Origin of the sequence: Streptomyces sp. A012304 (assembly GCF_026008495.1) — a bacterium.
Lineage (GTDB): Bacteria > Actinomycetota > Actinomycetes > Streptomycetales > Streptomycetaceae > Streptomyces.
Genome location: NZ_BQUN01000012.1, coordinates 88,312 through 113,687, shown reverse-complemented (window position 1 = coordinate 113,687; position 25,376 = coordinate 88,312). Strand labels below are relative to the sequence as shown.

The 25,376-nt window shown below is 73.6% G+C and carries 22 protein-coding genes and 1 riboswitch; of the genes, 11 read left to right on the top strand and 11 right to left on the bottom strand.

The annotated features are described in order from the left end of the window. Positions 1-219: 219 nt before the first annotated feature. The 5 genes from ALMP_RS03600 to ALMP_RS03580 form a co-directional block, all read right to left on the bottom strand. Positions 220-1,035 carry an ECF transporter S component gene (locus tag ALMP_RS03600; protein WP_264924569.1) on the bottom strand — a complete coding sequence of 272 codons (816 nt, stop codon included), beginning with the start codon at positions 1,033-1,035 and terminating at the stop codon, positions 220-222. Then, positions 1,032-2,717, bottom strand: a complete 1,686-nt coding sequence (locus tag ALMP_RS03595) for an ABC transporter ATP-binding protein (RefSeq protein ID WP_264924568.1) — start codon at positions 2,715-2,717, stop codon at positions 1,032-1,034. The genes ALMP_RS03600 and ALMP_RS03595 overlap by 4 nt, the downstream gene beginning before the upstream one ends. Next, complete coding sequence (locus tag ALMP_RS03590; RefSeq protein ID WP_264924567.1) at positions 2,714-3,808, bottom strand: energy-coupling factor transporter transmembrane protein EcfT; 1,095 nt, start codon at positions 3,806-3,808, stop codon at positions 2,714-2,716. Before ALMP_RS03590 ends, ALMP_RS03595 begins: the two co-directional genes overlap by 4 nt. 106 nt (positions 3,809-3,914) lie before the next feature. Beyond that, positions 3,915-4,553 carry an SCO2322 family protein gene (locus tag ALMP_RS03585; RefSeq protein ID WP_264924566.1) on the bottom strand — a complete coding sequence of 213 codons (639 nt, stop codon included), beginning with the start codon at positions 4,551-4,553 and terminating at the stop codon, positions 3,915-3,917. After that, positions 4,550-5,788, bottom strand: a complete 1,239-nt coding sequence (locus ALMP_RS03580) for a prenyltransferase/squalene oxidase repeat-containing protein (RefSeq protein ID WP_264924565.1) — start codon at positions 5,786-5,788, stop codon at positions 4,550-4,552. The genes ALMP_RS03585 and ALMP_RS03580 overlap by 4 nt, the downstream gene beginning before the upstream one ends. Before the next feature lie 131 nt (positions 5,789-5,919). After that, positions 5,920-5,987, bottom strand: a riboswitch (cobalamin riboswitch). A gap of 87 nt (positions 5,988-6,074) precedes the next feature. Between ALMP_RS03580 and ALMP_RS03575 the strand changes: the two genes are divergently transcribed. Continuing rightward, on the top strand, positions 6,075-6,824 hold the full coding sequence (locus ALMP_RS03575) for a phosphotransferase (RefSeq protein WP_264924564.1): 750 nt from the start codon (positions 6,075-6,077) through the stop codon (positions 6,822-6,824). 85 nt (positions 6,825-6,909) lie between these two features. Here the strand turns inward: ALMP_RS03575 and ALMP_RS03565 are convergent, their stop codons facing one another. Beyond that, positions 6,910-7,956 carry an MBL fold metallo-hydrolase gene (locus ALMP_RS03565; RefSeq protein WP_264924563.1) on the bottom strand — a complete coding sequence of 349 codons (1,047 nt, stop codon included), beginning with the start codon at positions 7,954-7,956 and terminating at the stop codon, positions 6,910-6,912. A 131-nt stretch (positions 7,957-8,087) separates the two neighbouring features. On the opposite strand from ALMP_RS03565, the gene ALMP_RS03560 reads away from it, so the two are divergent. Both ALMP_RS03560 and ALMP_RS03555 read left to right on the top strand, forming a co-directional pair. Then, a complete protein-coding gene (locus ALMP_RS03560; RefSeq protein ID WP_264924562.1) occupies positions 8,088-9,545 on the top strand; it encodes an aldehyde dehydrogenase in 1,458 nt (485 codons plus the stop codon). An 8-nt stretch (positions 9,546-9,553) separates the two neighbouring features. Then, positions 9,554-9,787: a ferredoxin gene (locus ALMP_RS03555; protein ID WP_264924561.1), complete on the top strand. Its 234-nt coding sequence runs from the start codon at positions 9,554-9,556 to the stop codon at positions 9,785-9,787. 319 nt (positions 9,788-10,106) lie between these two features. Here the strand turns inward: ALMP_RS03555 and ALMP_RS03550 are convergent, their stop codons facing one another. Next, entirely contained in the window at positions 10,107-10,739 is a 633-nt protein-coding gene (locus ALMP_RS03550) for a TetR family transcriptional regulator (RefSeq protein ID WP_264924560.1), read from the bottom strand. A gap of 209 nt (positions 10,740-10,948) precedes the next feature. Here ALMP_RS03550 and ALMP_RS03545 point away from each other — a divergent pair, with 209 nt between their 5' ends. The 6 genes from ALMP_RS03545 to ALMP_RS03520 all read left to right on the top strand — a co-directional run bounded on the left by ALMP_RS03545 (position 10,949) and on the right by ALMP_RS03520 (position 17,906). After that, entirely contained in the window at positions 10,949-12,364 is a 1,416-nt protein-coding gene (locus tag ALMP_RS03545; RefSeq protein WP_264924558.1) for a glycosyltransferase family 4 protein, read from the top strand. After that, positions 12,358-13,110 (top strand): class I SAM-dependent methyltransferase, encoded by a 753-nt coding sequence (locus ALMP_RS03540; protein ID WP_264924557.1) that lies wholly within the window; start codon positions 12,358-12,360, stop codon positions 13,108-13,110. Before ALMP_RS03545 ends, ALMP_RS03540 begins: the two co-directional genes overlap by 7 nt. Then, positions 13,107-14,177: a prenyltransferase/squalene oxidase repeat-containing protein gene (locus ALMP_RS03535; protein WP_264924556.1), complete on the top strand. Its 1,071-nt coding sequence runs from the start codon at positions 13,107-13,109 to the stop codon at positions 14,175-14,177. Before ALMP_RS03540 ends, ALMP_RS03535 begins: the two co-directional genes overlap by 4 nt. A 114-nt stretch (positions 14,178-14,291) precedes the next feature. Beyond that, positions 14,292-15,578, top strand: coding sequence for a hypothetical protein (locus ALMP_RS03530; protein WP_264924555.1), 1,287 nt, complete (start codon positions 14,292-14,294; stop codon positions 15,576-15,578). Further along, a complete protein-coding gene (locus ALMP_RS03525) occupies positions 15,575-17,149 on the top strand; it encodes a VWA domain-containing protein (RefSeq protein ID WP_264924553.1) in 1,575 nt (524 codons plus the stop codon). The genes ALMP_RS03530 and ALMP_RS03525 overlap by 4 nt, the downstream gene beginning before the upstream one ends. After that, positions 17,136-17,906 carry a hypothetical protein gene (locus tag ALMP_RS03520; RefSeq protein ID WP_264924551.1) on the top strand — a complete coding sequence of 257 codons (771 nt, stop codon included), beginning with the start codon at positions 17,136-17,138 and terminating at the stop codon, positions 17,904-17,906. The genes ALMP_RS03525 and ALMP_RS03520 overlap by 14 nt, the downstream gene beginning before the upstream one ends. Before the next feature lie 4 nt (positions 17,907-17,910). On the opposite strand, the gene ALMP_RS03515 is transcribed toward ALMP_RS03520, so the two are convergent. From ALMP_RS03515 to ALMP_RS03500, 4 genes are all read right to left on the bottom strand, one after another. Then, positions 17,911-18,921: an LLM class F420-dependent oxidoreductase gene (locus ALMP_RS03515; RefSeq protein WP_264924550.1), complete on the bottom strand. Its 1,011-nt coding sequence runs from the start codon at positions 18,919-18,921 to the stop codon at positions 17,911-17,913. A gap of 103 nt (positions 18,922-19,024) precedes the next feature. Further along, positions 19,025-19,843 (bottom strand): DUF5336 domain-containing protein, encoded by an 819-nt coding sequence (locus tag ALMP_RS03510; protein ID WP_264924549.1) that lies wholly within the window; start codon positions 19,841-19,843, stop codon positions 19,025-19,027. A 167-nt stretch (positions 19,844-20,010) separates the two neighbouring features. Further along, the gene (locus tag ALMP_RS03505; RefSeq protein ID WP_264924547.1) at positions 20,011-20,961 is read right to left on the bottom strand and encodes an N-acetylmuramoyl-L-alanine amidase; all 951 of its coding nucleotides are present in this window, start codon (positions 20,959-20,961) and stop codon (positions 20,011-20,013) included. A 111-nt stretch (positions 20,962-21,072) separates the two neighbouring features. Next, positions 21,073-22,557 (bottom strand): MFS transporter, encoded by a 1,485-nt coding sequence (locus ALMP_RS03500; protein WP_264924546.1) that lies wholly within the window; start codon positions 22,555-22,557, stop codon positions 21,073-21,075. A gap of 185 nt (positions 22,558-22,742) precedes the next feature. On the opposite strand from ALMP_RS03500, the gene ALMP_RS03495 reads away from it, so the two are divergent. Continuing rightward, entirely contained in the window at positions 22,743-24,482 is a 1,740-nt protein-coding gene (locus ALMP_RS03495) for an MFS transporter (RefSeq protein ID WP_264924545.1), read from the top strand. Between the two features lie 93 nt (positions 24,483-24,575). Beyond that, complete coding sequence (locus ALMP_RS03490) at positions 24,576-25,226, top strand: class I SAM-dependent methyltransferase (protein ID WP_264924544.1); 651 nt, start codon at positions 24,576-24,578, stop codon at positions 25,224-25,226. Positions 25,227-25,376: the final 150 nt, after the last annotated feature.

Below are 25,376 nucleotides of genomic sequence, written 5' to 3'. Positions count from 1 at the left end.
GGCTCGTCGGCGCCGTGCGACGTCATCCAGAGAAGCAGGCCCGAAAGGGGTCCGCAATGACCCTTTTTACTAGTTGTGGCCGCATATGGGGTTGAGGTTGTGCGTGTGACCTGGCTCTCAAAGTGCAGGTCAGGCGGGCGTTCTGTGTGTGCATGACACCCGATTCGGGCCACTAAGGGTGGTCGTAGGTGATGTGGGTCATGTGGGGCGGTTCACCGGTCAACGGCCCTCGAATGTGACCGCGGTCTCGAACGCCGCCCGCCGGGTGGCTCTGCGTAGCGCCCTCAGCACGGCCGGACCGAGCGTCACGGTGAGGACGACGGTGACGACCGCCCGGCCCAGGTCCCAGCCGAGGGACGTCGCCAGGCAGTACGCGACGAAGCGGGCCAGGTTGGTGGCGACGGCGGCGTCCGGGTCGAAGGAGACACCCGAGGCCAGGGTGCCCATGAACGGCCACCCGGCCATGTTCATCACCGTGCCGTAGGCGAAGGCGGCCAGGAAGCCGTAGACGCCGAGCAGGGCCAGTTCCGTACGGCCGCGCAGACGGTCGGCGCCCGGCAGCAGCCCCGCGCCCATCGTGAACCAGCCCATCGCCAGCATCTGGAACGGCATCCACGGACCCACCCCGCCCGTGAGCAGGGCGGACGCGAACATCGTGACCGAGCCGAGGACGAAGCCGAAGCCCGGGCCGAGGACCCGGCCGCTCAACACCATCAGGAAGAACATGGGCTCCAGACCCGCCGTCCCCGCCCCGAGGGGACGCAGGGCCGCCCCGGTCGCCGCCAGCACGCCCAGCATCGCGACCGCCTTCGCGCCGAGCCCCGACTCCGAGATCGTCGCCGCCACGACCGCGACCAGCAGGACGAGCAGGCCCGCGAAGAGCCACGGGGCGTCCTGGACGTGGGCGTTCAGGGCGGAGCCGGGCGGGGCGAGAAAGGGCCAGGTGAAGGCGGTCACACCGACCGCGCCGACCAGCACCAGGGCGACGACCGAGCGGGGGCCGAGACGGACGGCCCGTGCACGCTTCTCCTTCACCGCAGCGCCTCCCTCACCTGCGACACCGTCAGCCACTCCTGCGGGGCGAGGATCTTCGTCACCTGCGGGGCGAAGGACGGGGAGGAGACGACCACCTCCGCCGTCGGGCCGTCCGCGATCACCTCGCCCTCGGCCAGCAGGACCACCCGGTGCGCCAGCTCGGCGGCGAGTTCCACGTCGTGCGTGGCGAGGACGATCGCGTGCCCGGCGGCGGCCAGCTCCCGCAGGACGGCGACCAGCCGGGCCTTCGCCGCGTAGTCCAGGCCCCGGGTCGGCTCGTCGAGGAGCAGCAGAGGCGGCCGGGCCGTCAGGACGATCGCCAGGGCGAGGGTGAGGCGCTGGCCCTCGGAGAGGTCACGGGGGTGGGTGTCGTCGGTGATGCCGGGCAGCAGGTCGGTGACCAGCGCCCGGCACGTGCCGGGGGCGGCCGACGCGTCCCGGTCGGCGGCCGCGCACTCGGCGGCGACGGTGTCCGCGTACAGCAGGTCGCGGGGCTCCTGCGGGACGAGGCCGACCCGGCGGACCAGGTCACGGGGCGGGGTGCGGTGCGGGACCGCGCCGCCGACGCGCACCGTCCCGGTGGCCGGTTCGACCAGCCCCACCAGGGTGTTGAGCAGCGTGGACTTGCCGGCGCCGTTGCGGCCCATCAGCGCGACGGTCTCGCCGGGGGAGACGGTCAGGTCGACCCGGCGGAGCGCCTGGACCGGGCCCCGGCGCACGGCGAGGGCGCGGACCTCGGCGGGAGGTGCCGGGGCCGTGGGGGCGGGCGCGGCCGGCCGTCGGCGCCAACGGGGGAACGCCGGGCGGGAGGCCGGGGCCGGGGTGGGAGGGAGGACGGCCGCCGGCCGACGGTGGTCCGGTTCCTTCCCGGTGAGGCGCGCCCGCAGTTCCCCCGCCCGTCGCCGTGCGCCCCGGACCGTCAGCGGCAGCGGGGACCAGCCCGCCACCCGGCCCAGGCCCACCACCGGCGGGTACACCGGCGAGACGGCCATGATGTCGGCCGGGGTGCCCAGCACCGGGGCGGCGCCGGGGGCGGGCAGCAGGGCGACCCGGTCGGCGTACTGGAGGACGCGTTCCAGCCGGTGTTCCGCGAGCAGCACCGTCGTACCGAGGTCGTGGACGAGGCGGAGGAGGACGGCGAGGACCTCCTCGGCGGCGGCCGGGTCGAGGGCGGAGGTCGGCTCGTCCAGGACCAGGACGGACGGGTGCGGGGTGAGGACCGAGCCGATCGCGACGCGCTGCTGCTGGCCACCGGAGAGCGTGGCGAGGGGGCGGTCGCGCAGGGCGGCCAGGCCGAGCAGGTCGAGGGTCTCCTCCACGCGGCGGCGCATCACGGCCGGCGCCAGGCCCAACGACTCCATGCCGTAGGCGAGTTCCTCCTCGACGGTGTCGGTGACGAAGTGGGAGAGCGGGTCCTGACCCACCGTCCCCACGACGTCGGCGAGTTCGCGCGGCTTGTGGGTGCGGGTGTCGCGGCCGGCGACCGTGACCCGGCCGCGCAGGGTGCCGCCGGTGAAGTGCGGGACGAGCCCGCCGACCGTGCCGAGCAGCGTCGACTTGCCCACGCCGGACGGACCGGCGAGCAGCACGAGTTCACCCTCGGGGACGGTGAGGTCCACGCCCCGGACGGTCGGTTCGGGGGCGCCGTCGTACGTCACGGAGACGTTCTCGAAGCGGATCACGACGGTTCCTCAATATCTTCGCGGTACTCGGTGTCTTCGGGGGCCGGACGGCCCATGGGGGCGAGGAGGGCGGGAAGCAGGCCGACGGCGACCGCCGCCGCGGGCCACAGCGGCAGCGTGGGCGCGGTCAGCGGGACGACGCCGGGGTGGAGGGCGGCCGGGTCGACGGACGAGGCGAGCGTGAGGAGCGCGGCGACCGTGACGCCGGACGCCGCCACCAGGCAGGCGCGCGGGGTCCACAGGTCCGGGCGGTACCGGGTGCGCGGCGAACGGCGGCCGCCGAGCCGCAGTCCGGCGACGGCGGCGGCGACCCCGGCGAGCAGGAGGGGCAGCCCGTAGCCGCCGCCGGCCGCGGTGAGCAGGCCGTACGTTCCCGCGCACACGCCGAGCAGACCGCCCACGGTGAGGGCGGCGGTCGTCCGCCGGACGGCGGCGGGGACATCGGCGGTACGGCCGTACCCGCGGGCGTCCATCGCGGCGGCGAGCGCGACGGAGCGTTCGAGGGCGCCCTCCAGCACGGGCAGCCCCACCTGGAGCAGCCCCCGAAGGCCCTTGTCGGGACGGCCGCGCAGCCGGCGGGCGGCCCGCAGACGCTGGACGTCGGCGATGAGCTGAGGGGCGAAGGTCATGGCCACGACGACCGCGACACCGGCCTCGTACAGGGCACCGGGGAGCGTCTTCAGCAGGCGGGACGGGCTGGCGAGGGAGTTCGCCGCGCCGACGCAGACCAGCAGGGTGGCCAGGCGCAGACCGTCGTACAGCGCGAAGAGGACGCCCTCGGCGGTGACCTTGCCGCCCAGGCGGATGCCCTGCGCCCAGTCGGGGAGCGGCACTTCGGGGAGGGTGACGATCACCTGCGTACCGGGGACGGGGGAGCCGAGGAGCACGACGAAGACGAGACGGACGAGGAGGACGGCGAGGGCCAGGTGGAGGAAGGCGGAGTAGGAGCGGGCCCAGGGGGTGTTCGGGCGGCAGGTGACGACGACGTACGCGGAGGTGGTGAGGAGGGCGGCGAGGAGGAGGGGGTTGGTGGTGCGGGTGGCGGCGGTGCCGAGGCCCAGGGCCCAGAGCCACCAGGCGGCGGGGTGCACCGACCGCCCGACCGCGGCGGACCGATCGCCGCCGGCGGTCGCCCTCCGCCCACCCGAGGCGGGCCTGTCCGCGGCCGAGCCGGGCCTGTCCGTGCCCGTGCCGGGCCTATCCACGCCCGCGCCGCCGTGCCTGCCACACCGCCGCCGCGGCCAGTACGGCGATCAGGGCGCCGCCCGTGTACACGCCCATCGACGGACCGCCGTCGGTGGACTCCGGCCGTTTCTCGCGCGCCGGTTCGTCTCCCGCCGCGACCGGCTCGCCGCACCCCGCCTTCGGATATCCGGCGATCGCGCACAGCAGGGCGTGCGTGTCGTAGCGCAGGGGACCGGCCACGGAGGCGAGGGCCTCCGCCGTGGTCGCCTCCTCGGGCACCTGGGCGCAGGCCCAGCGGGCGGCGGGCGGGGTCTCTCCGGCGGGGGCGTCCTCGCGGATGCCGAAGTCCAGGACCAGGGCCACCCGCTTGGTGCCCTCCTTCGCGGGCGTCCGCGCGCAGATCACCGGGAAGGAGGCAGGGCCGCGCGGCTGAGCGGCGTCCTGGGAGTTCTCGCTCACCGCGAAGCGGAAGCCCTGGACATCGCCGTCGGCGGGGCGGGCGAGGGACGGGCCCTGGGTGGCGTAGATCCAGCGGTCGCCGTCGCGCTCCCAGAACGACCAGTACCGGTAGCCGACCGCCCCGGCGTGACCGGGGCCGGCCAGGACCAGGAACAGCACGGCCAGGGCGAGGGCGGTCCCGCGGCGTATCACGGCTGCCGCTTCCTGCGGCCGCTGATCAGGAAGCCGATGCCGATGCCGGCGACGAGGAAGACGCCGACGGTCCACCAGGTGCCGTAGCCGTCGTCGGAGTCCTTGCCGTCGGAGTCCTCGTCGTCCTGCTTCTGGGAGGGCGTGGGCTTCTCGCTGTCCTGCGGTGCCGGACCCGTCGCGTTCAGGGCCGCGACCAGGTCCGTGCCGCCGAAGGAGCGCGGGTCGGTGCCCGTCGCGTGGGCCGCGAAGACCAGCTGGGCGTAGGCGGCGGGGCCGCTCTGCTTCGCCCAGGCGGCGGCGTTGCGCTGGAGCCAGGTGAGCGGTGTGCGCGCCCGCTCGGCGCCGCCCTGCGCGGCGAGCGCGACGACCGCGTCGGCCGTGTTGCCGTAGTCCGGCTGGTCCGCGGCGCCCGGGAGCACCGACTTCAGGTATCCGTCCTTCGCGACCGCCTTCGCCAGGTACGCGGCGCCGTTGGCCGCGGCCTGCTGCGGGGTCGGGTAGCCCGCGTCCGCGCAGGTGGCGTCCGCCGGCCGGCCCGCCTTGGGCGCCAGACCCTTGCCGAGCGCGCCGAGGACGCCCGCCGCCGTGGCGTCGGCGTTGGCGGCGAGCTTGCCCGCCTTGTCGGGCTGGAAGGCGAAGGCACCCGAGCCGGCGCCGGTGCAGGGCAGGGACAGCTTCACCAGGGCGTCGTAGGGCGACTGGCCGCCCTTGAGCGCCTCGCCCGACTTCTCACCGGCCGCGGTCAGCGCGCCGATGACCAGGGACGTCGAGTTGGTGTCGCTGGCGCCGCCGGGGGCGTAACCCCAGCCGCCGTCCGCGTTCTGCGCGGACTTCAGCCAGGTGACGGCCTTGTCGATGGCGGTGTCGTGGCCGCCGAGGGCGGCGAGGGCCTGGACGGCTGCGGCCGTGCTGTTGGTGTCGACCATGAGCTGTGCGTCGCAGGCCTTGGCCGGGTCGGCGCGGAACGCGGCGAAGGCGCCGTTCGCGCACTGCTGCCCGGTCAGCCAGTCCACGGCCTTCGCCGACGGACGCACCCCGACGGTGTCCTGCGCGAGCAGGGCCAGCGACTGCCGCCAGACACCGTCGTACGTCGGGTCCGTGCCGCCGTACAGGCCCGACGGGAGCGCCACGGACGGCGAGGCGGAAGGGGTGGGGTCGGCGGCGACGGCGGGCGCGGCGGCCGCGCCGATCACTGCGGTGGCGGCCAGGACCGCGGCGCTGCGGCGGACGTTCATGATCGGCGGATGCCTCTCCCTGTACGGGGAGCCGGGCAGCACGGGACACCCCGGCGGCTCGGCTCCGCGTTCCTCGACGGTGCCGTGCGGCGGCCGGTGCCGGCGCACGCGAGCCGGTCACGTCCCGTCCGGGGTGGTCCGGCTCGCCACGGGGTGGCTCACGGTTGCGGGTCAGCGCCGGAATTGCACCGGCTTCCCCCCGTACGGGTGTGATGACACCCCGCTACTCTACTCGCCCGTAAACAAGGCCTTGGAGGGGCGTCCGCCCGCCGCTAGGTTCGGCATCATGACGACGACGGGGACGACGGGGACGACCGGGACGACGGGGAAGGCTCCGGGCCGGCTGCTCGGTTCGGGCCGTACGGCCGACGTGTACGAGATCGACGAGGCGTGGGTGCTGCGCCGCGACCGCGAGGGGTACGGCGACGCGGCGGCCGAGGGGGCGGTCATGGCGCACGTCCGTGCCCACGGTTACCCCGCGCCCGCCGTACGGCCCGCGGGCCCGGGCGCCGACCTGGTGATGGAACGGCTGCACGGGCCGACGATGGTCCAGGCGTTCGCGGCGGGCACGCTGGACTCCGAGGAGGCGGGCGAGGTGCTGGCCCGGCTACTGCGTGAGCTGCACGCCGTCCCGGGGCTCTCCTCGCCGGACGCGTGCGTTCTGCACCTCGACCTCCACCCCGACAACGTGATCCTCACCCCCGACGGTCCCCGCGTCATCGACTGGGCCAACGCGCAGGAGGGCGATCCGGGTCTGGACTGGGGGACGTCCGCGGTGATCCTCGCCCAGGTCGCCGTCTCGGCCCAGGCGGTCGCCGCCCCGGCCCGCGCGACACTCACCGCCCTGCTCGCCGACCCGTCCTCCCTCACGGAGGAGGGCTTGGCGGAGGCTCTCCGGCGGCGGGCGGCCAACCCGACGATGAGCCCCCAGGAGGTCGGACTCCTCGGGGCGGCCGAGGAGTTGATCAGGTCGTCGGTGGGGCGGCGGTGGGGGTCGGACCGCCGAACGGGAGGAACAGGGTGCGGCTCTCCATGAGCCAGTCGCCGTCGGGGGCGCGGCGGAACGTGTCCTCGTAGTGGCCGATCTTGATATCAGGGCCCCGTCCCGGCGCGATCGGGATTCACACCGCCACGTAGCGCACCGGCTCGTCCCCCGCCACCGCCTCCGCGCGGCCCAGTTTCACCAGGCGGCGCAGGTGGGCCTCCGCCTCGGACACCGCGATGTTCCGGGAGCCGTACGGGATCTGTGCCCAGGGGCGGTTCCACTCCATGCGCTCGGCGAGCTGCCAGGGGGTGAGCGGTTCGGCGAGGAGGGAGAGCAGGGCGGTGAGGCGGGCCTCGTGGTGGGTGAGCAGCTCCCGCACCCGGGACGGGGCGTCGGTGAAGACGTGCTGGTGGGCGGGGAGGACCTCGGCGGGGGCGAGGCGGCCGACGCGTTCCAGTGAGTCGAGGTAGTCGCCGAGGGGGTCGGTGACGGTGGTGTCGTCGGGGTCCTCGTACAGGCCGATGTGCGGGGTGATCCCGGGCAGCAGGTGGTCGCCGGAGAACAGCCGTCCCCGCCCCGGGAGCCGGGCGGGATGGTCCTCCTCCAGGTGGAGGCAGACATGGCCCGGTGTGTGGCCCGGGGTCCAGACGGCGCGCAGCCGGCGGCCCGGCAGGTCGAGGAGTTCGCCGGGGGTGATCTCACGGTCGGGCAGGGCGGGGGAGAGGCCGGGGAGGGCGCGGCGGGGCCCGGTGCGCAGCGGGGCCACGTGCTCCTCGGGCGCGCCGGCCGCCACCAGCTTGTCCGTCATGTACGTGTACCAGCGCTCGGGGCGGGTCCGGCGGGTCCGCCGCACGATGGCGGCGTCCGCCGCGTGCATCGCGACCCAGGCGCCGGAGGCCTCGCGGACGCGGCCCGACAGACCGTGGTGGTCGGGGTGGTGGTGGGTGATCACGACGCCGTACAGCTCGGTGACGGAGGTGCCGAGGGCCGTCAGTCCCGCCGTCAGCGTCTCCCAGGACGCCGGGTCGTCCCAGCCGGTGTCGACCAGCACCGGGCCGCGGTCGGTGTCGACGACGTACACCAGCGTGTGTCCGAGGGGGTTGTCCGGGATGGGGACCCGCAGGGAGCGGACGCCGCCGCCGTGGTCCCGGGTCGGCGCGCCGTGGTCGTAGGTCTGCGTCATGGAAGTCCCCTCCGTCGCGCGGCCATTGCTCACTATAACTAGAACTGGTATCAGTTCCTGAAACACCGTCAGAAACGAAACAGCAGGCGGCGGCAACAGGCAGCACAGGCCCTTCCCGGGAGGCGGACGCCATGACCGAGCTCGTGGAACACCGGCAGCTGTTCATCGGTGGGGAGCTGACCGACCCCCTCGGCAAGGACGTGATCGAGGTGATCTCCCCGCACACCGAGGAGGTCATCGGCCGCGTCCCGCACGCCTCGCCGGCCGATGTGGACCGCGCGGTCGAGGCGGCCCGCCGGGCCTTCGACGAGGGGCCCTGGCCGCGGCTCTCCCTCGACGAGCGGATCGCCGTCGTCAGCCGTATCAAGGACGGCATCGCCGCCCGCCACGAGGAGATCGCCCGCGTCATCTCCTCCGAGAACGGCTCCCCGTACTCCTGGAGCGTCCTCGCGCAGGCCCTCGGGGCGATGATGGTGTGGGACGCGGCGATCACCGTCGCCCGTGGCTTCCCGTACGAGGAGCGGCGCGACGGCGTCCTCGGGAAGATCCTCGTACGGCGCGAGCCGGCCGGGGTGGTCGCGGCCGTCGCCCCCTGGAACGTCCCGCAGTTCGTCGCCGCAGCCAAGCTCGCCCCCGCGCTGCTCGCCGGCTGCACGGTCGTCCTCAAGCCGTCGCCCGAATCGCCGCTGGACGCCTATCTGCTGGCGGAGATCGCCCGGGAGGCGGGCCTCCCGGAGGGTGTGCTGTCCATCCTCCCGGCCGACCGTGAGGTGAGCGAGTACCTGGTCGGGCACCCCGGCGTCGACAAGGTCTCCTTCACCGGATCGGTGGCGGCGGGCAAGCGCGTGATGGAGGTCGCCGCCCGCAACCTGACCCGGGTCACCCTCGAACTCGGCGGCAAGTCGGCGGCGGTCGTCCTGCCGGACGCGGACGTGGAGACGGCCGTCGCCGGGATCGTCCCGGCCGCCTGGATGAACAACGGGCAGGCCTGCGTCGCCCAGACCCGCATCCTGCTGCCCCGCTCCCGCTACGACGAGTTCGCCGACGCCTTCGCGGCCGCCGCGAGCGCGCTGGTCGTCGGCGACCCGCTGGACCCGGCGACCCAGGTCGGCCCGCTCGTGGCCCGGCGCCAGCAGCGGCGCAACCTCGACTACATCCGCATCGGCCAGGAGGAGGGCGCCAAGATCCTCACCGGTGGCGGCCGCCCGGCCGGCCTGGAGCGCGGCTGGTACGTCGAACCGACCCTCTTCGGAGACGTCGACAACTCCATGCGCGTCGCCCGCGAGGAGATCTTCGGCCCGGTGATCTGCCTGCTGCCCTACGGCGACGAGTCCGAGGCCCTGAAGATCGCCAACGACTCCGACTACGGGCTGAGCGGCAGCGTGTGGACGGCGGACGTCGAGCACGGCATCGAGGTCGCGCGCCGGGTCCGTACCGGCACCTACTCGGTGAACACCTTCAGCCTGGACATGCTCGGCCCGTTCGGCGGCTACAAGAACTCCGGGCTGGGCCGGGAGTTCGGGCCCGAGGGGTACGGGGAGTACCTGGAGCACAAGATGATCCACCTGCCCGCCGGCTGGGAGGGCTGAGGGCCGTCATGGGGGATCGCTGGCACGTCGAGGTCGACCGCTCCCTGTGCATCGGCTCCGCCCAGTGCCTCCACCACGCACCGGACGGCTTCCGGCTGGACACCGCCCGCCAGTCCCGCCCGGTGGACCCCGACGCCGACGCGAACGAGCGGGTGCTGGCGGCGGCCGAGAGCTGCCCGGTGGAGGCCATCACGATCACGCTGGTGGGCAGCGGGGAGGCGGTGTTCCCGCCGGAGGAGTAAAAAATCATGAATTAATTGAGCCAGGGGGGTTACGTCCGGATTAGGACGTTCTATTCTGGTATTGGCCTACGGGGCGAGTGAGGGAGTTCGACCGGAGTAGCCGACTTCGGCGAGACGCCGAGGCGCAAGCCACGGCATCCGCCGGTAGCCGACGTCGACGGTCGGGCTGAGAGGCCGGAAGGCAGTAGTCGGGCCGGAAGGCGACCCCCAATACCTGATCCGGGTAATACCGGCGAAGGGAACCCGTCTCGTAGGTCCTTCACGTGCCCGGGCCGCATTGCGCGCCCGGGCCGTTCCGTGCCCCCGGACGCCGTGGCGCCTACCGTGCCGCCGGCGGCCGCCCCCGCGGATCCGTCACGTCGATCAGCCGGCACACCGTCTCGATGTCGATCCGCACCTGGGCGATGGAGGCACGGCCCGACAGCCAGGTGATCAGCGCCGAGTGCCAGGTGTGCTCGATGACGCGGACCGCGGAGAGCTGCTCGGGCGTGGGGTCGGCCAGGCCCATCGCGTCCAGGATGATCGCCGTCGTCTGACGGGAGACCTGGTCGACCTCGGGGGACACACTGCGGTCGGCGAAGGTCAGCGCCCGGACCATCGCGTCCGCCAGATGGGGTTCGCGCTGGAGCGCGCGGAAGGCCCGCATCAGGGTCTCCGCCACCCGCTCGGCCGGGGTGTCGCCCGCCGGGGGCTTCTTGCGCAGCGTCCCGTGCATGCGCTCCAACTGGTCCTGCATCGTGGCGACCAGCAGGTGCACCTTGGAGGGGAAGTAGCGGTAGAGGGTGCCCAGGGCGACCTGGGAGCTCTCGGCGACCTCCCGCATCTGCACCGCGTCGAACCCGCCCCGGCTGGCCAGCTGCGCGCTCGCGTGCAGGATGCGACGGCGACGGGCCTCCTGCCGCTCGGTCAGAGGCGGGGAGGAGGGGCGCTGAGGGCTGGCTTCCGCAGGCATGGGTCCCGTTCCGTGACAGTCGGTGAGGGCGTGCGATCACTGAGCAGAACGAGGCGTCCGGTCGTGGCGTGAATCACCTGATCCACGGGTCACAGCGCCCTTACCTGCCGGTAGATTCAGAGCCTCCCGAACGATCAAGTCTGAAACTTGTTCTAGATTAGCGTCCCGTCGTAGTCTCGCGGGACAGTGCAGGCAGAAGGGGGCCCGGAGTGACCGCTGAGGCCAGTCAGGCGGGGTCCTCGCAGGACCTCGCCGCGGACGGCGGGCGACCGCTCGACATCGCGCTCCTCACCTACAAGGGAAACCCGTTCTGCGGCGGCCAGGGCGTCTACGTACGGCACCTCTCGCGCGAGCTGGTCCGGCTCGGCCACCGGGTCGAGGTGATCGGCTCCCAGCCCTATCCCGTCCTCGACGTCCTCGGCGACGGCCACACCGGCCGGCTCTCCCTCACCGAGCTGCCCAGCCTCGACCTCTACCGCCAGCCGGACCCCTTCCGCACCCCCGGGCGCGACGAGTACCGCGACTGGATCGACGCGCTCGAAGTGGCCACCATGTGGACCGGCGGTTTCCCCGAGCCGCTGACCTTCTCCCTGCGCGCCCGCCGCCATCTGCGCGCCCGGCGCGGCGAGTTCGACGTCGTGCACGACAACCAGACCCTTGGATACGGCCTGTTGGGGGACGTCGGCGCGCCGCTCGTCACCACCGTCCACCACCCCATCACCGTGGACCGGCAGTTGGAGCTGGACGCCGCCGAGGGCCGGCAGCGCCGCTGGTCCGTGCGCCGCTGGTACGCCTTCACCCGTATGCAGAAGCGCGTCGCCCGCCGCCTGCCGTCCGTGCTCACCGTCTCCGGCACCTCCCGCCAGGAGATCGTCGACCACCTCGGCGTGCGCGAGGACTGTATCCACGTCGTCCACATCGGCGCCGACACCGACCTGTTCGCCCCCGACCCCTCGGTGCCGGTCGTGCCGGGCCGGATCGTGACGACGTCCAGCGCGGACGTGCCGCTCAAGGGCCTGGTCTTCCTCGTCGAGGCGCTCGCCAAGGTCCGCACCGAGCACCCGCACGCCCACCTCGTCGTCGTCGGCAAGCGCCCCCAGGAGGGCCCCGTCGCGCAGGCGATCGAGCGCTACGGCCTCGAAGGCGCCGTCGAGTTCGTCAAGGGCATCTCCGACGCCGAACTCGTCGACCTGGTCCGCTCGGCGGAGGCCGCCTGCGTGCCGTCGCTGTACGAGGGCTTCTCGCTGCCGGCCGCCGAGGCCATGGCGACCGGCACCCCGCTCGTCGCGACCACCGGCGGCGCCATACCCGAGGTCGCCGGGCGCGACGGGGAGACCTGCCTGGCCGTCCCGCCGGGCGACGCGGGGGCGCTGGCCGCCGCGCTGAGCCGGCTGTTGGGCGACCCCGAGCTGCGGGCACGCCTCGGCGCGGCCGGCCGTGAGCGCGTGCTGGAGCGGTTCACCTGGGCACGGGCCGCCGAGGGCACCGTGGCCCGCTACCGGGAGGCCATCGAACGCGCCGGCGGCGGGCGGGCACACCCGGCCCGGGTACCGGCCCCCCGGCGCCCTGTCGGCTCCCCCGTTGTTGACGTTGTATCCGATCGCGAAAGCAGGGCCACGTGCTGACCGTCGACTTCTCCCGGTTCCCGCTCGCCCCGGGCGACCGTGTCCTGGATCTCGGCTGCGGGGCCGGTCGGCACGCCTTCGAGTGCTACCGGCGCGGCGCGCAGGTCGTGGCCCTCGACCAGAACGGCGAGGAGATCCGCGAGGTCGCGAAGTGGTTCGCGGCGATGAAGGAGGCCGGCGAGGCCCCCGAGGGCGCCACCGCGACCGCCATGGAGGGCGACGCCCTCGCGCTGCCCTTCCCCGACGAGTCCTTCGACGTGGTCATCATCTCCGAGGTCATGGAGCACATCCCGGACGACAAGGGCGTCCTCGCCGAGATGGTCCGCGTCCTCAAGCCGGGCGGCCGGATCGCGATCACCGTCCCGCGCTACGGCCCCGAGAAGATCTGCTGGACCCTGTCCGACGCCTACCACGAGGTCGAGGGCGGCCACATCCGCATCTACAGGGCGGACGAACTGCTCGCCAAGATCCGCGAGGCCGGACTGAAGCCGTACGGCACCCATCACGCCCACGCGCTGCACTCCCCGTACTGGTGGCTGAAGTGCGCGTTCGGCGTCGACAACGACAAGGCGCTGCCGGTGCGGGCGTACCACAAGCTGCTGGTCTGGGACATCATGAAGAAGCCGCTCGCCACGCGGGTCGCCGAGCAGGCGCTGAACCCGCTGATCGGCAAGAGCTTCGTGGCCTACGCGACCAAGCCGCACCTGCCGCGTCTGTCCGAGTCCGCCGAGGTGGACGCCACGTGACCACCCCCCGGACAGAACACCTCGTCCTGCCCGGGGTCCTCACCGCCGAGCAGGCCGCCGCGACCGTCCGCGGCATCCTCGCCGTACAGCGGGAGGACGGCGCGATCCCCTGGTTCCGGGGCCACCACCTCGACCCCTGGGACCACACCGAGGCCGCGATGGCGCTGGACGCGGCCGGCGAGCACGAGGCCGCCGAGCGGGCGTACACGTGGCTCGCCCGCCACCAGAACGAGGACGGCTCCTGGTACGCGGCCTACGCCGACGGCGCCTTCGACGACGTCACCGACCGGGGCCGCGAGACGAACTTCGTCGCCTACGTCGCCGTCGGCGTGTGGCACCACTACCTGTCCACCGGGGACGACACGTTCCTGGACCGCATGTGGCCCACCGTCTACGCGGCGATCGAGTACGTGCTGCGGCTCCAGCAGCCGGGCGGGCAGATCGGCTGGCGCCGCGACGACGACGGCACCGCCACCGCCGACGCCCTGCTCACCGGCTCCTCCTCCATCCACCAGGCACTGCGCTGCGCGCTCGCGATCGCCGAGCAGCGCGAGGAGGCACAGCCCGACTGGGAGCTGGCGGTGGGCGCGCTGCGGCACGCCATCCGCCGGCACCCCGAGCGGTTCCTCGACAAGGACCGCTACTCCATGGACTGGTACTACCCGGTGCTGGGCGGGGCGCTGACCGGCGCCGAGGCCAAGTCCCGGATCGAGGGCGACTGGGAGCGCTTCGTCGTGCCCGGGCTCGGCGTCCGCTGCGTCGTGCCCAACCCGTGGGTGACCGGCGGCGAGTCGGCCGAACTCGCCCTGGCGCTGTGGGCGATGGGCGAGTCCGACCGGGCGCTGGAGATACTCCAGTCCATCCAGCACCTGCGCGACACCGAGTCCGGCCTGTACTGGACGGGGTACGTCTTCGAGGACGAGGCGGTCTGGCCGCGGGAGCTGACCACCTGGACGGCCGGGTCGCTGCTGCTCGCGGTCGCCGCGCTCGGCGGCCACGAGGCCACCTGCGCGGTCTTCGGCGGCGACCGCCTGCCGGCCGGCCTGGACCCCGACTGCTGCGTCTGACGCCTCGCCACTTCGCTCGCGTTTTCCCGGAGTTGGCGTGGAGTTGCCCCTTCCGGGGGACGATGTTCGACGGGGTCCTTGATGATCCTGCCCCCTTGAGTGGCAGGAGGGCCGTTGTCAGACGCCGGAAGACCCAGGTTCGAGGAACCGAGACTCACCACCCGCCAGGTCCGACGCCGCCGTGTCCCCCGGCACGTCCTGGCCGCGCTGCCGCTCGCCGTGGCCGGGCTGCTCTCCCTGCTCCTGTCGGGCAACGCGCTCCGGCCCTTCGAACAGATCACCACGCTTCAGGCGCGGATGGCCTCCAAGTCCGACTTCTTCAAGGACCCCGAGGTCCAGCGGCTGTTACTGCGGCACGGCATACGCGTCGACATCCACCGCCTGGGCTCCCGGGGCATCGCCACCCAGTCCCTCCAGGGCATGGACGTCGTCTTCCCCTCCGGCCAGCCCGCCGCGAAACTCGTCCTCGCCCGGCAGCAGCGCTCCGTCCACTCGGTCCGCCCCTTCGTCACCCCGCTGGTCCTCGGCACCTTCCGCGCCTACGCCGACACCCTGGTGAAGGCCGGCGTCGCCACCCCGCAGCCCGCCACCGACGGCGGTCCGACCCTCTACTACGACCTCGACATGCCCACCTTCATGGGCCTGCTCGACGGCCGCGCGGACACCACCGACCAGGACCGCGACGGCAGGCCCGAGGGCGCGGACACCTGGAACGGCATCGGCTACGACAACGCCGGCGCCCACAGCAACAGCGGCCGTGTGCTGGTGCGCACCTCCAACGTCTGCGAGTCCAACGCCGCCGGCGCCTATCTGAGCCTGCTCGCCTTCGTCGCCAACCGCAACAGCACCCCCGGCACCCAGAACGTCGACGACCCCCGGCTCGCCCAGGACGCCGTCACCGGCCTCGCCGCCCGCATCAAACCGCTGATCAGCCTCCAGGGCATGTGGGCCGACGAACAGGCCGACAGCTACTTCTCCGACCTCGGCGAGAGCATCGCCCCCATCTCCCTCATCTACGAACACCAGTACCTGGCCCACCAGCTGGCCCACCACGACAGGCACGGCAAGCAGGACACCAGCCGCGTCCTGCTCTACCCCACGCCCTACGCCCTCACCGAACCCCAGCTGATCTCGCTCACCGACCAGGGCGACCGCCTCGTGCGCATACTGGAGAAGGACGAGGAACTGCGCGACCGGGCCATCGAACTCGGCTTCCGCGTCCGCTTCTCCGGCGAGGACGGCACCAGCGAACGCCTCAACGACCACCTGCGGGCGCACGGCATCCAGGTGCCCGTCCCCAACGCCGACCAGACCAAGTCCTACGAACCCGACCTGGACGTCCTGGAGCGGATCATCGACCACGTCGGCACCTGCCCGCCTCCCGTCCAGGACACCCCGTGAGACGCCTGCGACCCGCCCTGACGGCGACCCTGGCCCTGGCCCTGCTGACCACCCTCACCTCCGCCTGCACCCGCGACGCCGACCACGTCACCCTCCGCGTCCTCGCCAGCCCCGAACTGGCCGACGTACAGCCGCTCCTCGACGAGCTGGAGGAGGACACCGGGGTCGAGCTGGAGATGGAGTACAAGGCGACCGCCGACCAGCCGCCCGTCGCCGGGACGTCCTCCTACGACCTGGCCTGGCTCGCCTCCGACCGGTCCTTCCTGCTGCGCGTGCAGGACTCCGGCGGAGGCCTCACCCGCCCCGAGTCCACCGCGATCATGCGCTCGCCCGTCGTCGTCGGCCTCACCCCCGACGCCGCCGGCGAGCTGCGCCGGCGCGCACCCGGCGGCCGGATCTCCTGGGCCGACCTCGCCGACGCGGCCGCCGACGGCGCCGTGCGCTTCGGCATGGCCGACCCGCGGCGCAGCGACACCGGGCGCGCCGCGCTCGTCGGCGTGGCCACCGCGGCCGCCGGCACCGGCAGCGCGCTGCGCGAGGAGGACGTCTCCTGCGACCGGCTGCGCGGCTTCCGCTCCGGCCAGACCCTCACCGGCGCCAGCTCCCGTGAACTCCTCGCCTCCTACGCGCGGCAGCCGGACGCCGCCGACGCGCTGATCGCCCACGAGTCCGAACTGCTCTCCCTCAACGCCGGCGGCGCCATCGGCCGGCCCCTGGAGATCGTCCACCCCGACGACGGCATGATCCTCTCCGACTTCCCGCTGCTCCTCCTCGACCCGGGCGAACGGGCGGCCTACGGCAAGGTCGTCGACTGGCTGCTGAGCGCGGACGTGCAGCGCGAGCTGATGCGGAGCACCTTCCGGCGGCCCGTCAACCAGGACGTCGAGCCCTCCCCGCAGCTGAGGACACCGGTCGGCAACGCCCTGTCCTTCCCCGACCGGCTGTCCATCGTCGAGCGGCTCGTCGAGAACTACGGCGATCCCGTGCACGCCACCGGCGACCAGGTGGTGTTCGTGCTGGACTTCTCCACGTCGATGCGCGGCCGGCGGATCACCGAGCTGCGTGCCGCGTTCGCGGGGCTGAGCGGCGCCGACCGGTCGTCCACCGGCAAGTTCGCCCGCTTCTACCGGGGCGAGCGGCTGACCGTCGTCCGCTTCGGCGGGCGGGTGCTCCAGGAGCACACGGTGACCGTGCGTTCCGACGCCGATCTGAAGACCCTCGACCGGATCGTCGCGGGTGGCGGCCTCGACAACGCCACCGCCGTCTGGTCGGCCCTCGACCGCGGCTACCGCATCGCCGCCGACGCGGTGCGGGCCGCGCCCGAACGGCCCGTCGCCATCGTGCTGATGACGGACGGCGAGAACAACGCCGGCCTGTCGTACGAGGAGTTCCTGCGCCGGCACCGCGCGCTCGGCAGCGCGGGCGCCGCGGTGCCCACCTTCCCCGTCCAGTTCGGAGAGGCCGACGCGGGCGCCCTGGAGCGGGCGGCCGCGGCGACCGGCGGCCGTATGGTCGACGCCGGCCTCTCCTCGCTCTCCGAGGCGTTCAAGGAGATCCGTGGGTGTCATTGACAGTCAGTGGTGGAGCCTGTGGTGGCCGTGGCTGGCCGTCTGGGCGGTGACGGCGGTCTGCGTCGCCGTCCTGCTGCGGTACGCGCTGGTCCGGCCGGGCCGGCGCCGACGCCCGCGAGGCGGGCGCACCGTCCTCGGCATGTGCTTCTACCTGCACAAACAGCGGGTGATGGACATCTACGAGGCCGGTCGCTTCACCGAGTCCCTCGACCAGGAGGTCGCCGACCGCATCAACGTCACCAGCAACTTCGGCCTCTGGGGCAGGCTGCTGTTCTGGCAGGCCAAGGCCGACCGGGGCGTCACCAAGGAACGCGTCACCACGTATCTGCGCGAGAGCACGCCCATGAACGTGATCGGCGTGCTCATGGACACGATGCGCAGGGAGGACGTCGTGGTGCACGCCGACCTCACCACCGGCCGCCTGGTCCTCAACCGCTCCCTCGCCGACACCCTGCGCGACGGGCCCCACGACGGGCATGTGCCGCTCAGCGCCGTGATGACCGAGTGGGTCTCCGTCACCGGCCGCTTCACCGCCCGCCGCACGGACAGCGGGGACGTGGAGCTGCGCGCCCGCTACGGCACCGGCGAGCCGGCCGCCCATGTGAAGATCACCTGCGCCGAGGCCGAGGGCCGGGGCGAGTTCCGCGACGAGGCCTACTACACCGGCGAGTTCCAGGCCCGCTGCCTGGGCAAGGTACGCACCTGGGACCGCGACACGGGTGAACTGACGCTGGACCCGGTCGCCATCTTCCGCTGACGTCTCAGGAGTTCAACTCGGCCAGGACCCGCAGGGTGTGCGGGTCCGGGGACACGGCCAGGAGGTCTGTCACCGGGCCCTCGCGCCAGGCCTCCAGACGTTCGGCTACGCGTGCGCGGGGACCGACCAGGGAGATCTCGTCGGCGAAGGCGTCGGGCACGGCGAGGACGGCCTGCTCGCGCTGCCCGGCGAGGAACAGGGCCTGGATGCGCCGGGCCTCCTCCTCGTAGCCCATGCGGGCCATCAGGTCGGCGTGGAAGTTGCGGCGGGCGTGGCCCATGCCGCCGATGTAGAAGCCGAGCATGGCCTTGACGGGGAGGAGGCCCTCCGTGACGTCGTCGCAGACGCGTACCTGCGCCATGGGCGCGACCCGGAAGCCCTCCGGCAGTTCGGCCACCGCCGGCCCGTACGCGTCGGGACGGCTCGGTGACCAGTACAGCGGCAGCCAGCCGTCGGCGATCCGCGTCGTCTGCGCCACGTTGCGCGGCCCCTCCGCGCCCAGCAGCACGGGCAGATCGGCCCGCAGGGGGTGGGTGATCGGCTTCAGCGGCTTGCCGAGCCCGGTGCCGTCCGGCCCCCGGTAGGGGTGCGCGTGGAACCGTCCGTCCAGCTCCACCGGGCCCGCCCGCCGCAGCACCTGCCGTACGACGTCCACGTACTCCCGGGTCGCCGTCAGCGGCGACGCCGGGAACGGGCGGCCGTACCAGCCCTCGACGACCTGCGGCCCGGACAGGCCGAGCCCGAGCAGCATCCGCCCGCCGGAGAGGTGGTCCAGGGTCAGCGCGTGCATCGCGGTCGTGGTCGGTGAGCGGGCCGCCATCTGCGCGACCGCCGTGCCCAGTGCGATCCTCGACGTCCGCGCCGCGATCCAGGTGAGCGGGGTGAAGGCGTCCGACCCCCAGGACTCGGCCGTCCACACCGACGCGTAGCCGAGCCGCTCCGCCTCCCGCGCCAGCTCCACGTGGCCCGCCGAGGGGCCGCGCCCCCAGTAGCCGAGCGCCAGACCGAGCCGCATCACTGCCTCCTGACGGTACGTCAGATACCGGGGAGGTGACTGTACGACAACGGCCCCCCGCCCGGAAGGGCGAGGGGCCGTGAGTCCGCGACCGGCGCTCGGCTCAGCCGCGCTGGATCCCCGAGGTGTCCCGCAGCACACCACGACGGCCGTCCTGGGTCTGCGCGACCAGACCCTGGGCGCCCTGCTCCACCGCCAGGTACCAGGTGCCCGGCGCCAGTTCGGCGATCGGCATCGGCGCGCCGTCCTCCGCGTACAGCGGACGCGGCACCGGCACCGCGAACCAGAACGGCGAGAAGTCCGCGGCCGGCGGCTGCTGCGCCGGAGCCGGCTGACCGCCGCCGAACGGCTGCTGCGGCCCGGGCTGTCCCGGCTGCCCCTGCTGCGGCTGACCGCCGAACGGCGGCTGCGGGCCACCCGGGTAGCCGTAACCGGCGGGCGGCTGGGCGCCGTAGGGCTGCGGAGCCGAGGGCCGCGGCGCCGGGATCAGCGCACCGCGCAGCGCCGGCACCAGCGGGGTGGCCACGGCGCCCGCGGCCAGCAGCAGGGCGGCGATCAGGCCGAGGATGAGACCCGAGCCCGTCTCCACATTCGAGCTCCCGAGGGTGTCACTGAACGCGCCCAGCGGGTCGATGATCGTCCAGAACGCCGTCCACGCCGCGAAGACGGACAGCGCCACGCCGAACTGACCGAGGTCGATCCCGGCGATCTTGCGCTGCTGCGGGAGCGCGCGGCCGATGACGATCAGGGCCGCCCCGATGATCCCGCCGACGTACATGCTCATCACCAGGCCGAGATTGTCCCAGGCGTTGGGGACGTCGTCGCCGGAGCCTTCGAACGTGTCCAGGAACGACGCGATGAACAGCAATACCGCTGCTCCGATCACCACGCCGTCGCCTCGAGTGAGGGAGCGGATATTCACTTCAGGTCCTTCGTCAGTCGTCTCGTCATCGGTCCACGCATCGGTAGAGGCGTCGCTGTCACCAGGTCGCCGTCAGGCCCGGGTGTGAAGCGCGGGGGTGGCCCCTCATCGTGGGGACGACACTATCGTCCGCACGATCGAGCTGTCCGCCGGGATCAGCCCGCTGATCACGACCCGCGCAGGAAACTCACGATTCCCTCAGACATCCCTTGCGCCGCCTTCTGCCGCCAGGCGCCGCTGGTCAGCAGTGCCGCGTCCTTGCTATCGCGCATGTTGCCGCACTCGACGAACACCTTGGGAACTGTTGACAGATTGAGACCGCCCAGGTCCTCACGCGTGACGAGACCGCTGCCGTCGCCGACGTAGTCGGAGGGCGCGCTGCCGGTGACGCGGGCGAAGTCCGTCGCGATCCGCTCCCCGAGCTCGCGCGAAGGGCCCACGATGGCACGGGTGTCGGCGGCTCCCGCCCGCACCTCGCCCGGCAGGATCACATGAAAGCCGCGCTGCCCGGCGCCCGCGCCGTCGGCGTGGACGGAGACGACGGCGTCGGCGTGCGCGGCGTTCCCGATCCGGGCGCGCTCGTCGACACAGGGCCCGAACGGCCGGTCCGCGTCCTGCGTCAGCCGCACCGTGGCGCCCTGCCGTTGCAGCAGCGCGCGCAGCCGGTGCGCGACGTCCAGCGTGAACGCCGCCTCGGTGTAACCGTCGTTGGTGGACGTGCCGGTGGTGTCGCACTCCTTGAGGTTGGTACCGATGTCGACCTTGCGGTTGATCTCCGCGGTGTGCCGGTAGTTGGTGGGGTTGTGCCCCGGGTCGATGACGACGACCTTGCCCGCGAGCGGACCGGAGCCCGCCGGTGCGGAGGCGGAGGGCGCCGGGGAGCCGTCGGCCCCTGGCTTCTCGTCCCGGCCCGCGCCGGCCGACGAGGACGCCCGACCGCCCGACGCCGCCCCCGCCGGCTGTCCGGGCCCGCCGTCCCCCGACCCGCCCAGCGCCTCGTAGGCCAGCCAGCCGAGCAGCGCGCCGGGCACCAGCGCGGCGAGCGCCACGGCCAGCGGGCGGCGCAGCCGGGAGCGGCGGGGGAGCGGGGGATCGGATTCCGGGCCTGCGTACGACACGCCTGCCACCCTAGCGGTGACCCGCGCGGGCCACCGGTTGACGGCGCCCGGACGCGCCGCGCCCCCGCCCGCTTCCCGCGCACCGGCACCGGCACCGGCCGGATCGTCGCCTCACCTCGTGGAGACGCCGGAATCCGTCCGGCCGGCCGGGTGCTGGGCGCTCGCGGGGGCGCCGGAGACCGCCGGGGCCGTGTGCCTGGGCAGCCACAGCAGCATCAGCGCCGCCCCGACCAGCAGCACCCCGGTGCCCGTGCGGAAGGCCAGCGCGTACCCCTCGGTCAGGGCCTGGGGCGTGTCGCGTCCGTCGGTGCGGGCCGCGGCGAGCGTCGACAGCACCGCCAGGCCCAGCGATCCGCCCATCGTGCGGGAGGTGTTGACCAGCCCGGACACCAGCCCGGCCTCGCCCGGCGCGGCGCCGGAGGTGGCGAGCGAGGCGAGCGGGGTCGCCGTCAGGCCCGCGCCCAGCATCATCAGCACGCCCGGGAGCATGATCTGGGTGACGTAGGCGCCGTCCGCGCTCATCGTGGACTGCCAGCCGAACCCGGCCGCCGCCACCAGCGCGCCCAGCGCCGCCACGGTGCGCGCCCCGGCCGCCCGCATGAGACGCGGCGCGACTTTCGAGCCGAGGACGACGGCCAGCGAGCTCGGCACCAGCGCCAGACCCGCCTCCAGCGGGCTGTAGTGGAGCACGTTCTGCGCGTACAGCGTCATGAAGAACCACATGGAGAACATCGACGAGCCGCACAGGAACATCGCCACGTTCGCCGAGGACACCGACCGCAGCCGCAGCAGCCCGAGCGGCATCAGCGGGGCCGCCGTCCGCGCCTCCACGGCGAGGAACAGCCCGACCAGCGCCAGTCCGGCGGCCAGCGGCAGCAGCGCCGCCGGCGCGGTCCATCCCTCGGCCTCCGTGCGCGAGATGCCGTACGCCAGGGTGGCGAGACCGGCCGTGACCAGCAGGGCGCCCGGCAGGTCCAGCCGGCGGCCGTCCCCGGCCCGGCTCTCGGACAGCAGAGTGAGCGCGCCCGCCAGGACGACCGCGCCGACCGGCACGTTGATCAGCAGCACCCAGCGCCAGTCGAGCAGATCGACCAGGACCCCGCCCACCAGGCCGCCCGCGGCCCCGCCGCCCGCACCGACCGCCGTCCACGTCGCGATCGCCCGGGCGCGCGCGGCGCCCTCCGGGACGGCGGCGGTGACGATCGTCAGCGTCGAGGGCGCCAGGACCGCCGCGCCCAGCCCCTGCGCGGCGCGCGCGAGCAGCAACTGCCAGTCGTCCCGCGCCAGTCCGCCGGCCAGCGAGGCCAGCGTGAACAGGGTGAGCCCGACGAGGAACATCCGCTTGCGCCCGTAGAGGTCGCCGGCGCGTCCGCCGAGCAGCATGAACCCGGCGAAGGCGATGGCGTACGCGTTCACCACCCACTGAAGGCCGGACGCGCTCATCCCCAGCTCCGCCCGCATCGACGGCAGCGCCACGTTGACGACGGACACGTCGAGGACGACGAGGAACTGCCCGGCGCACGCGAGGGCGACGACGAGCCAGGCGGGGGAGGGGGAGCGGCGGGCGGCGCGGTCTGAGGCGGGCTTGGACGTCATGGTTCGTCATGTTCCCAACCAATCGGTGCCCCCGGCATCGGGATTTCGGCTTAGGTCCGCGGTCCGTACCCGAGGGAAGGTGAAGAATTCGTCAGAGTGCCAGAACACCGGAATAGTTGCTCTTGCATACGTCGTTCGGTCTGCACGTATCCCGCCCCACACCCCCGGCCCGGAGGCCCCGCTCCATGACGCACACGCCGACCGACCAGCCCCCACGCTCGGCGAGCGGCGCCGTCGTCCCGGTGCTCGCCTTCGCGGGCATCGTGGTCGCGGTGATGCAGACCCTGCTCGTCCCGGTCATCAAGGACCTGCCGCAGCTGCTGGACACCACCCCCAGCGACGCCACCTGGGTACTGACCTCCACGCTCCTGTCCGGCGCCGTCGCCACGCCGATCATGGGCCGCCTCGGCGACCTGTTCGGCAAACGGCGCATGCTGATCGCCAGCCTGGCCGTGATGGTCGTCGGCGCGCTGGTCAGCGCGGTCACCAGCGACCTGCTCACGATGATCGCCGGACGCACCCTCCAGGGCTTCGCGATGGGCGCGATCCCGCTCGGCATCGGCCTGATGCGCGACATGCTGCCCCGCGAACGGCTCGGCTCGGCGATGGCCCTGATGAGCTCCTCGATCGGCGTCGGCGGCGGCCTCGCCCTGCCCGCCGCGGCCCTCGTCGCCCAGCACACCGACTGGCACACCCTCTTCTACGGCGCCGCCGGCCTCGGCGCCCTCTCGATCCTCCTCACCCTGCTCGTCGTCCCCGAGTCCCCGGCACGGGCCGAGGGCTCCTTCGACCTGCCCGGCGCGCTGGGGCTGTCCGCCGGTCTCGTGCTCTTCCTGCTGCCGATCACCAAGGGCAGCGACTGGGGCTGGACCTCCGGCACCACCCTCGGCCTGTTCGGCGCCGCGGCCGTCGTCCTCGTCCTGTGGGGCGTCATGGAGCTGCGCCTCACGGCCCCGCTGGTCGACCTGCGCACCACGGCCCGCCCCGCCGTGCTCTTCACCAACCTCGCCTCGATCATGGTCGGCGTCAGCTTCTACGTCGTCTCCCTCGTCCTGCCGCAGCTGCTCCAGCTGCCGGAGAGCACCGGCTACGGCCTCGGCCGGTCGATGGTCGTCGCAGGCCTGTGCGTGGCCCCGCTGGGCCTGACGATGATGTTCACGACGCCCGTCTACGCCCGCCTGTCGGCCCGCTACGGCCCCAAGACCACCCTCATCATCGGTCTGCTGGTCATCGCCCTCGGCTACGGAGGCGGCCTCGGCCTGATGGACGCCGCCTGGCAGACCGTCGTCACCTCGGTCGTCCTCGGCGCCGGCATCGGCCTCGCCTACTCCTCCCTGCCCGCGCTGATCGTCGGTGCCGTCCCCGCCTCGGAGACCGGCGCGGCCAACGGCCTCAACACCCTGATGCGCTCCATCGGCACCTCGGTCTCCAGCGCCGTCATCGGCATGGTGCTGGCGAACACCTCGCACACGGTGGGCGGCGTGGAGATCCCGACCATGCACGGCTTCCGTCTCTCCTTCCTGATCGCCACCGCCGCCGTCGCCGTGGGCCTGCTCCTCGCCCTCTTCCTGCCCGGCCGCACCCCGGCCGACGGCCCGCGACCGCGGGCCTCCAGCGAGGAGGACGCCGGCCCGGAGCGCGCCGAGGCGGCCCTGCGGGGCTTCCGCGGCCGGGTCCTGGACGCCGACGGCGCCCCGGTCGCCCGCGCCAAGGTCACCCTCATCGACCACCGGGGCCGCCAGGCCGGCGCCACCGTGTCCGCGACGGACGGCAGCTACGCCCTCACCGTTCCCGCCGGGGGCACCTACGTCCTCGCCGCGAAGGCCGCCGGCCACGCCCCGCTCGCCTCCTCGGCGACCCACGCGGGCGACCCGCGGGCCGTCGACCTGGACCTGTCCCTGCCGGGCGAGGCGGTCACCGCGTAGTGCCCGCACCCCCCGTCGCACGGCCGACGGGGGGTGCGGCACCATGGGGCACCCCGACGACCCACCCACCCCTCCTCGGAAAGGCAGGCCCCCATGGCCGCGGCACCCAAGCCCGAGATCCTGGCCGCGTTCGACGCCGCGAAGGGGTTCATGCCCGCCGACGAGGGACTGGCGCTGTACGCGGCGGCCGCGGAGGCCGGGCGGCTCGGGCTTCCGCTGCTGGAGGTCGGCACCTACTGCGGGCGCTCCACGATCCTGCTCGCGGACGCGGCCCGCCAGTGCGGGGTCACCGCGCTCACCGTCGACCACCACCGCGGCAGCGAGGAGCAGCAGCCGGGCTGGGACTACCACGACCCGGCCACCGTCGACCCCGAACTCGGCCTGATGGACACCCTGCCCACCTTCCGCCGCACCCTGCACCGGGCCGGCCTGGAGGAGCACGTGGTGGCGCTGGTCGGGCGGTCGCCGCAGATCGCCGCCCTGTGGAACACGCCCCTCGGCCTGGTCTTCGTCGACGGCGGCCACACCGACGAGCACGCGAACGCCGACTACGAGGGCTGGGCCCCGCATGTCGCCGAGGGCGGCCTGCTCGTCATCCACGACGTTTTCCCCGACCCGGCCGACGAGTTCACCGGCCAGGCCCCCTACCGCGTCCACCTGCGCGCCCTGGCCTCCGGCGCCTTCACGGAGATCTCGGCCACCGGCTCACTGCGGGTACTGCGGCGCACGGGCGCCGGGATCTAAGACGCTCCCCGTTCGCGGCCCGGCGCCCTTGTCGGCGTTCTCCGTGAGGAAGTCGGCCGGGGCCGGCCTCCGGCCGTAACGCGCCCTCGCCCTCGCCCGGGTCCCCGGCCGGGGCGGGCGCCACGGCCGTGACGAGGACGGCGGCCGGAG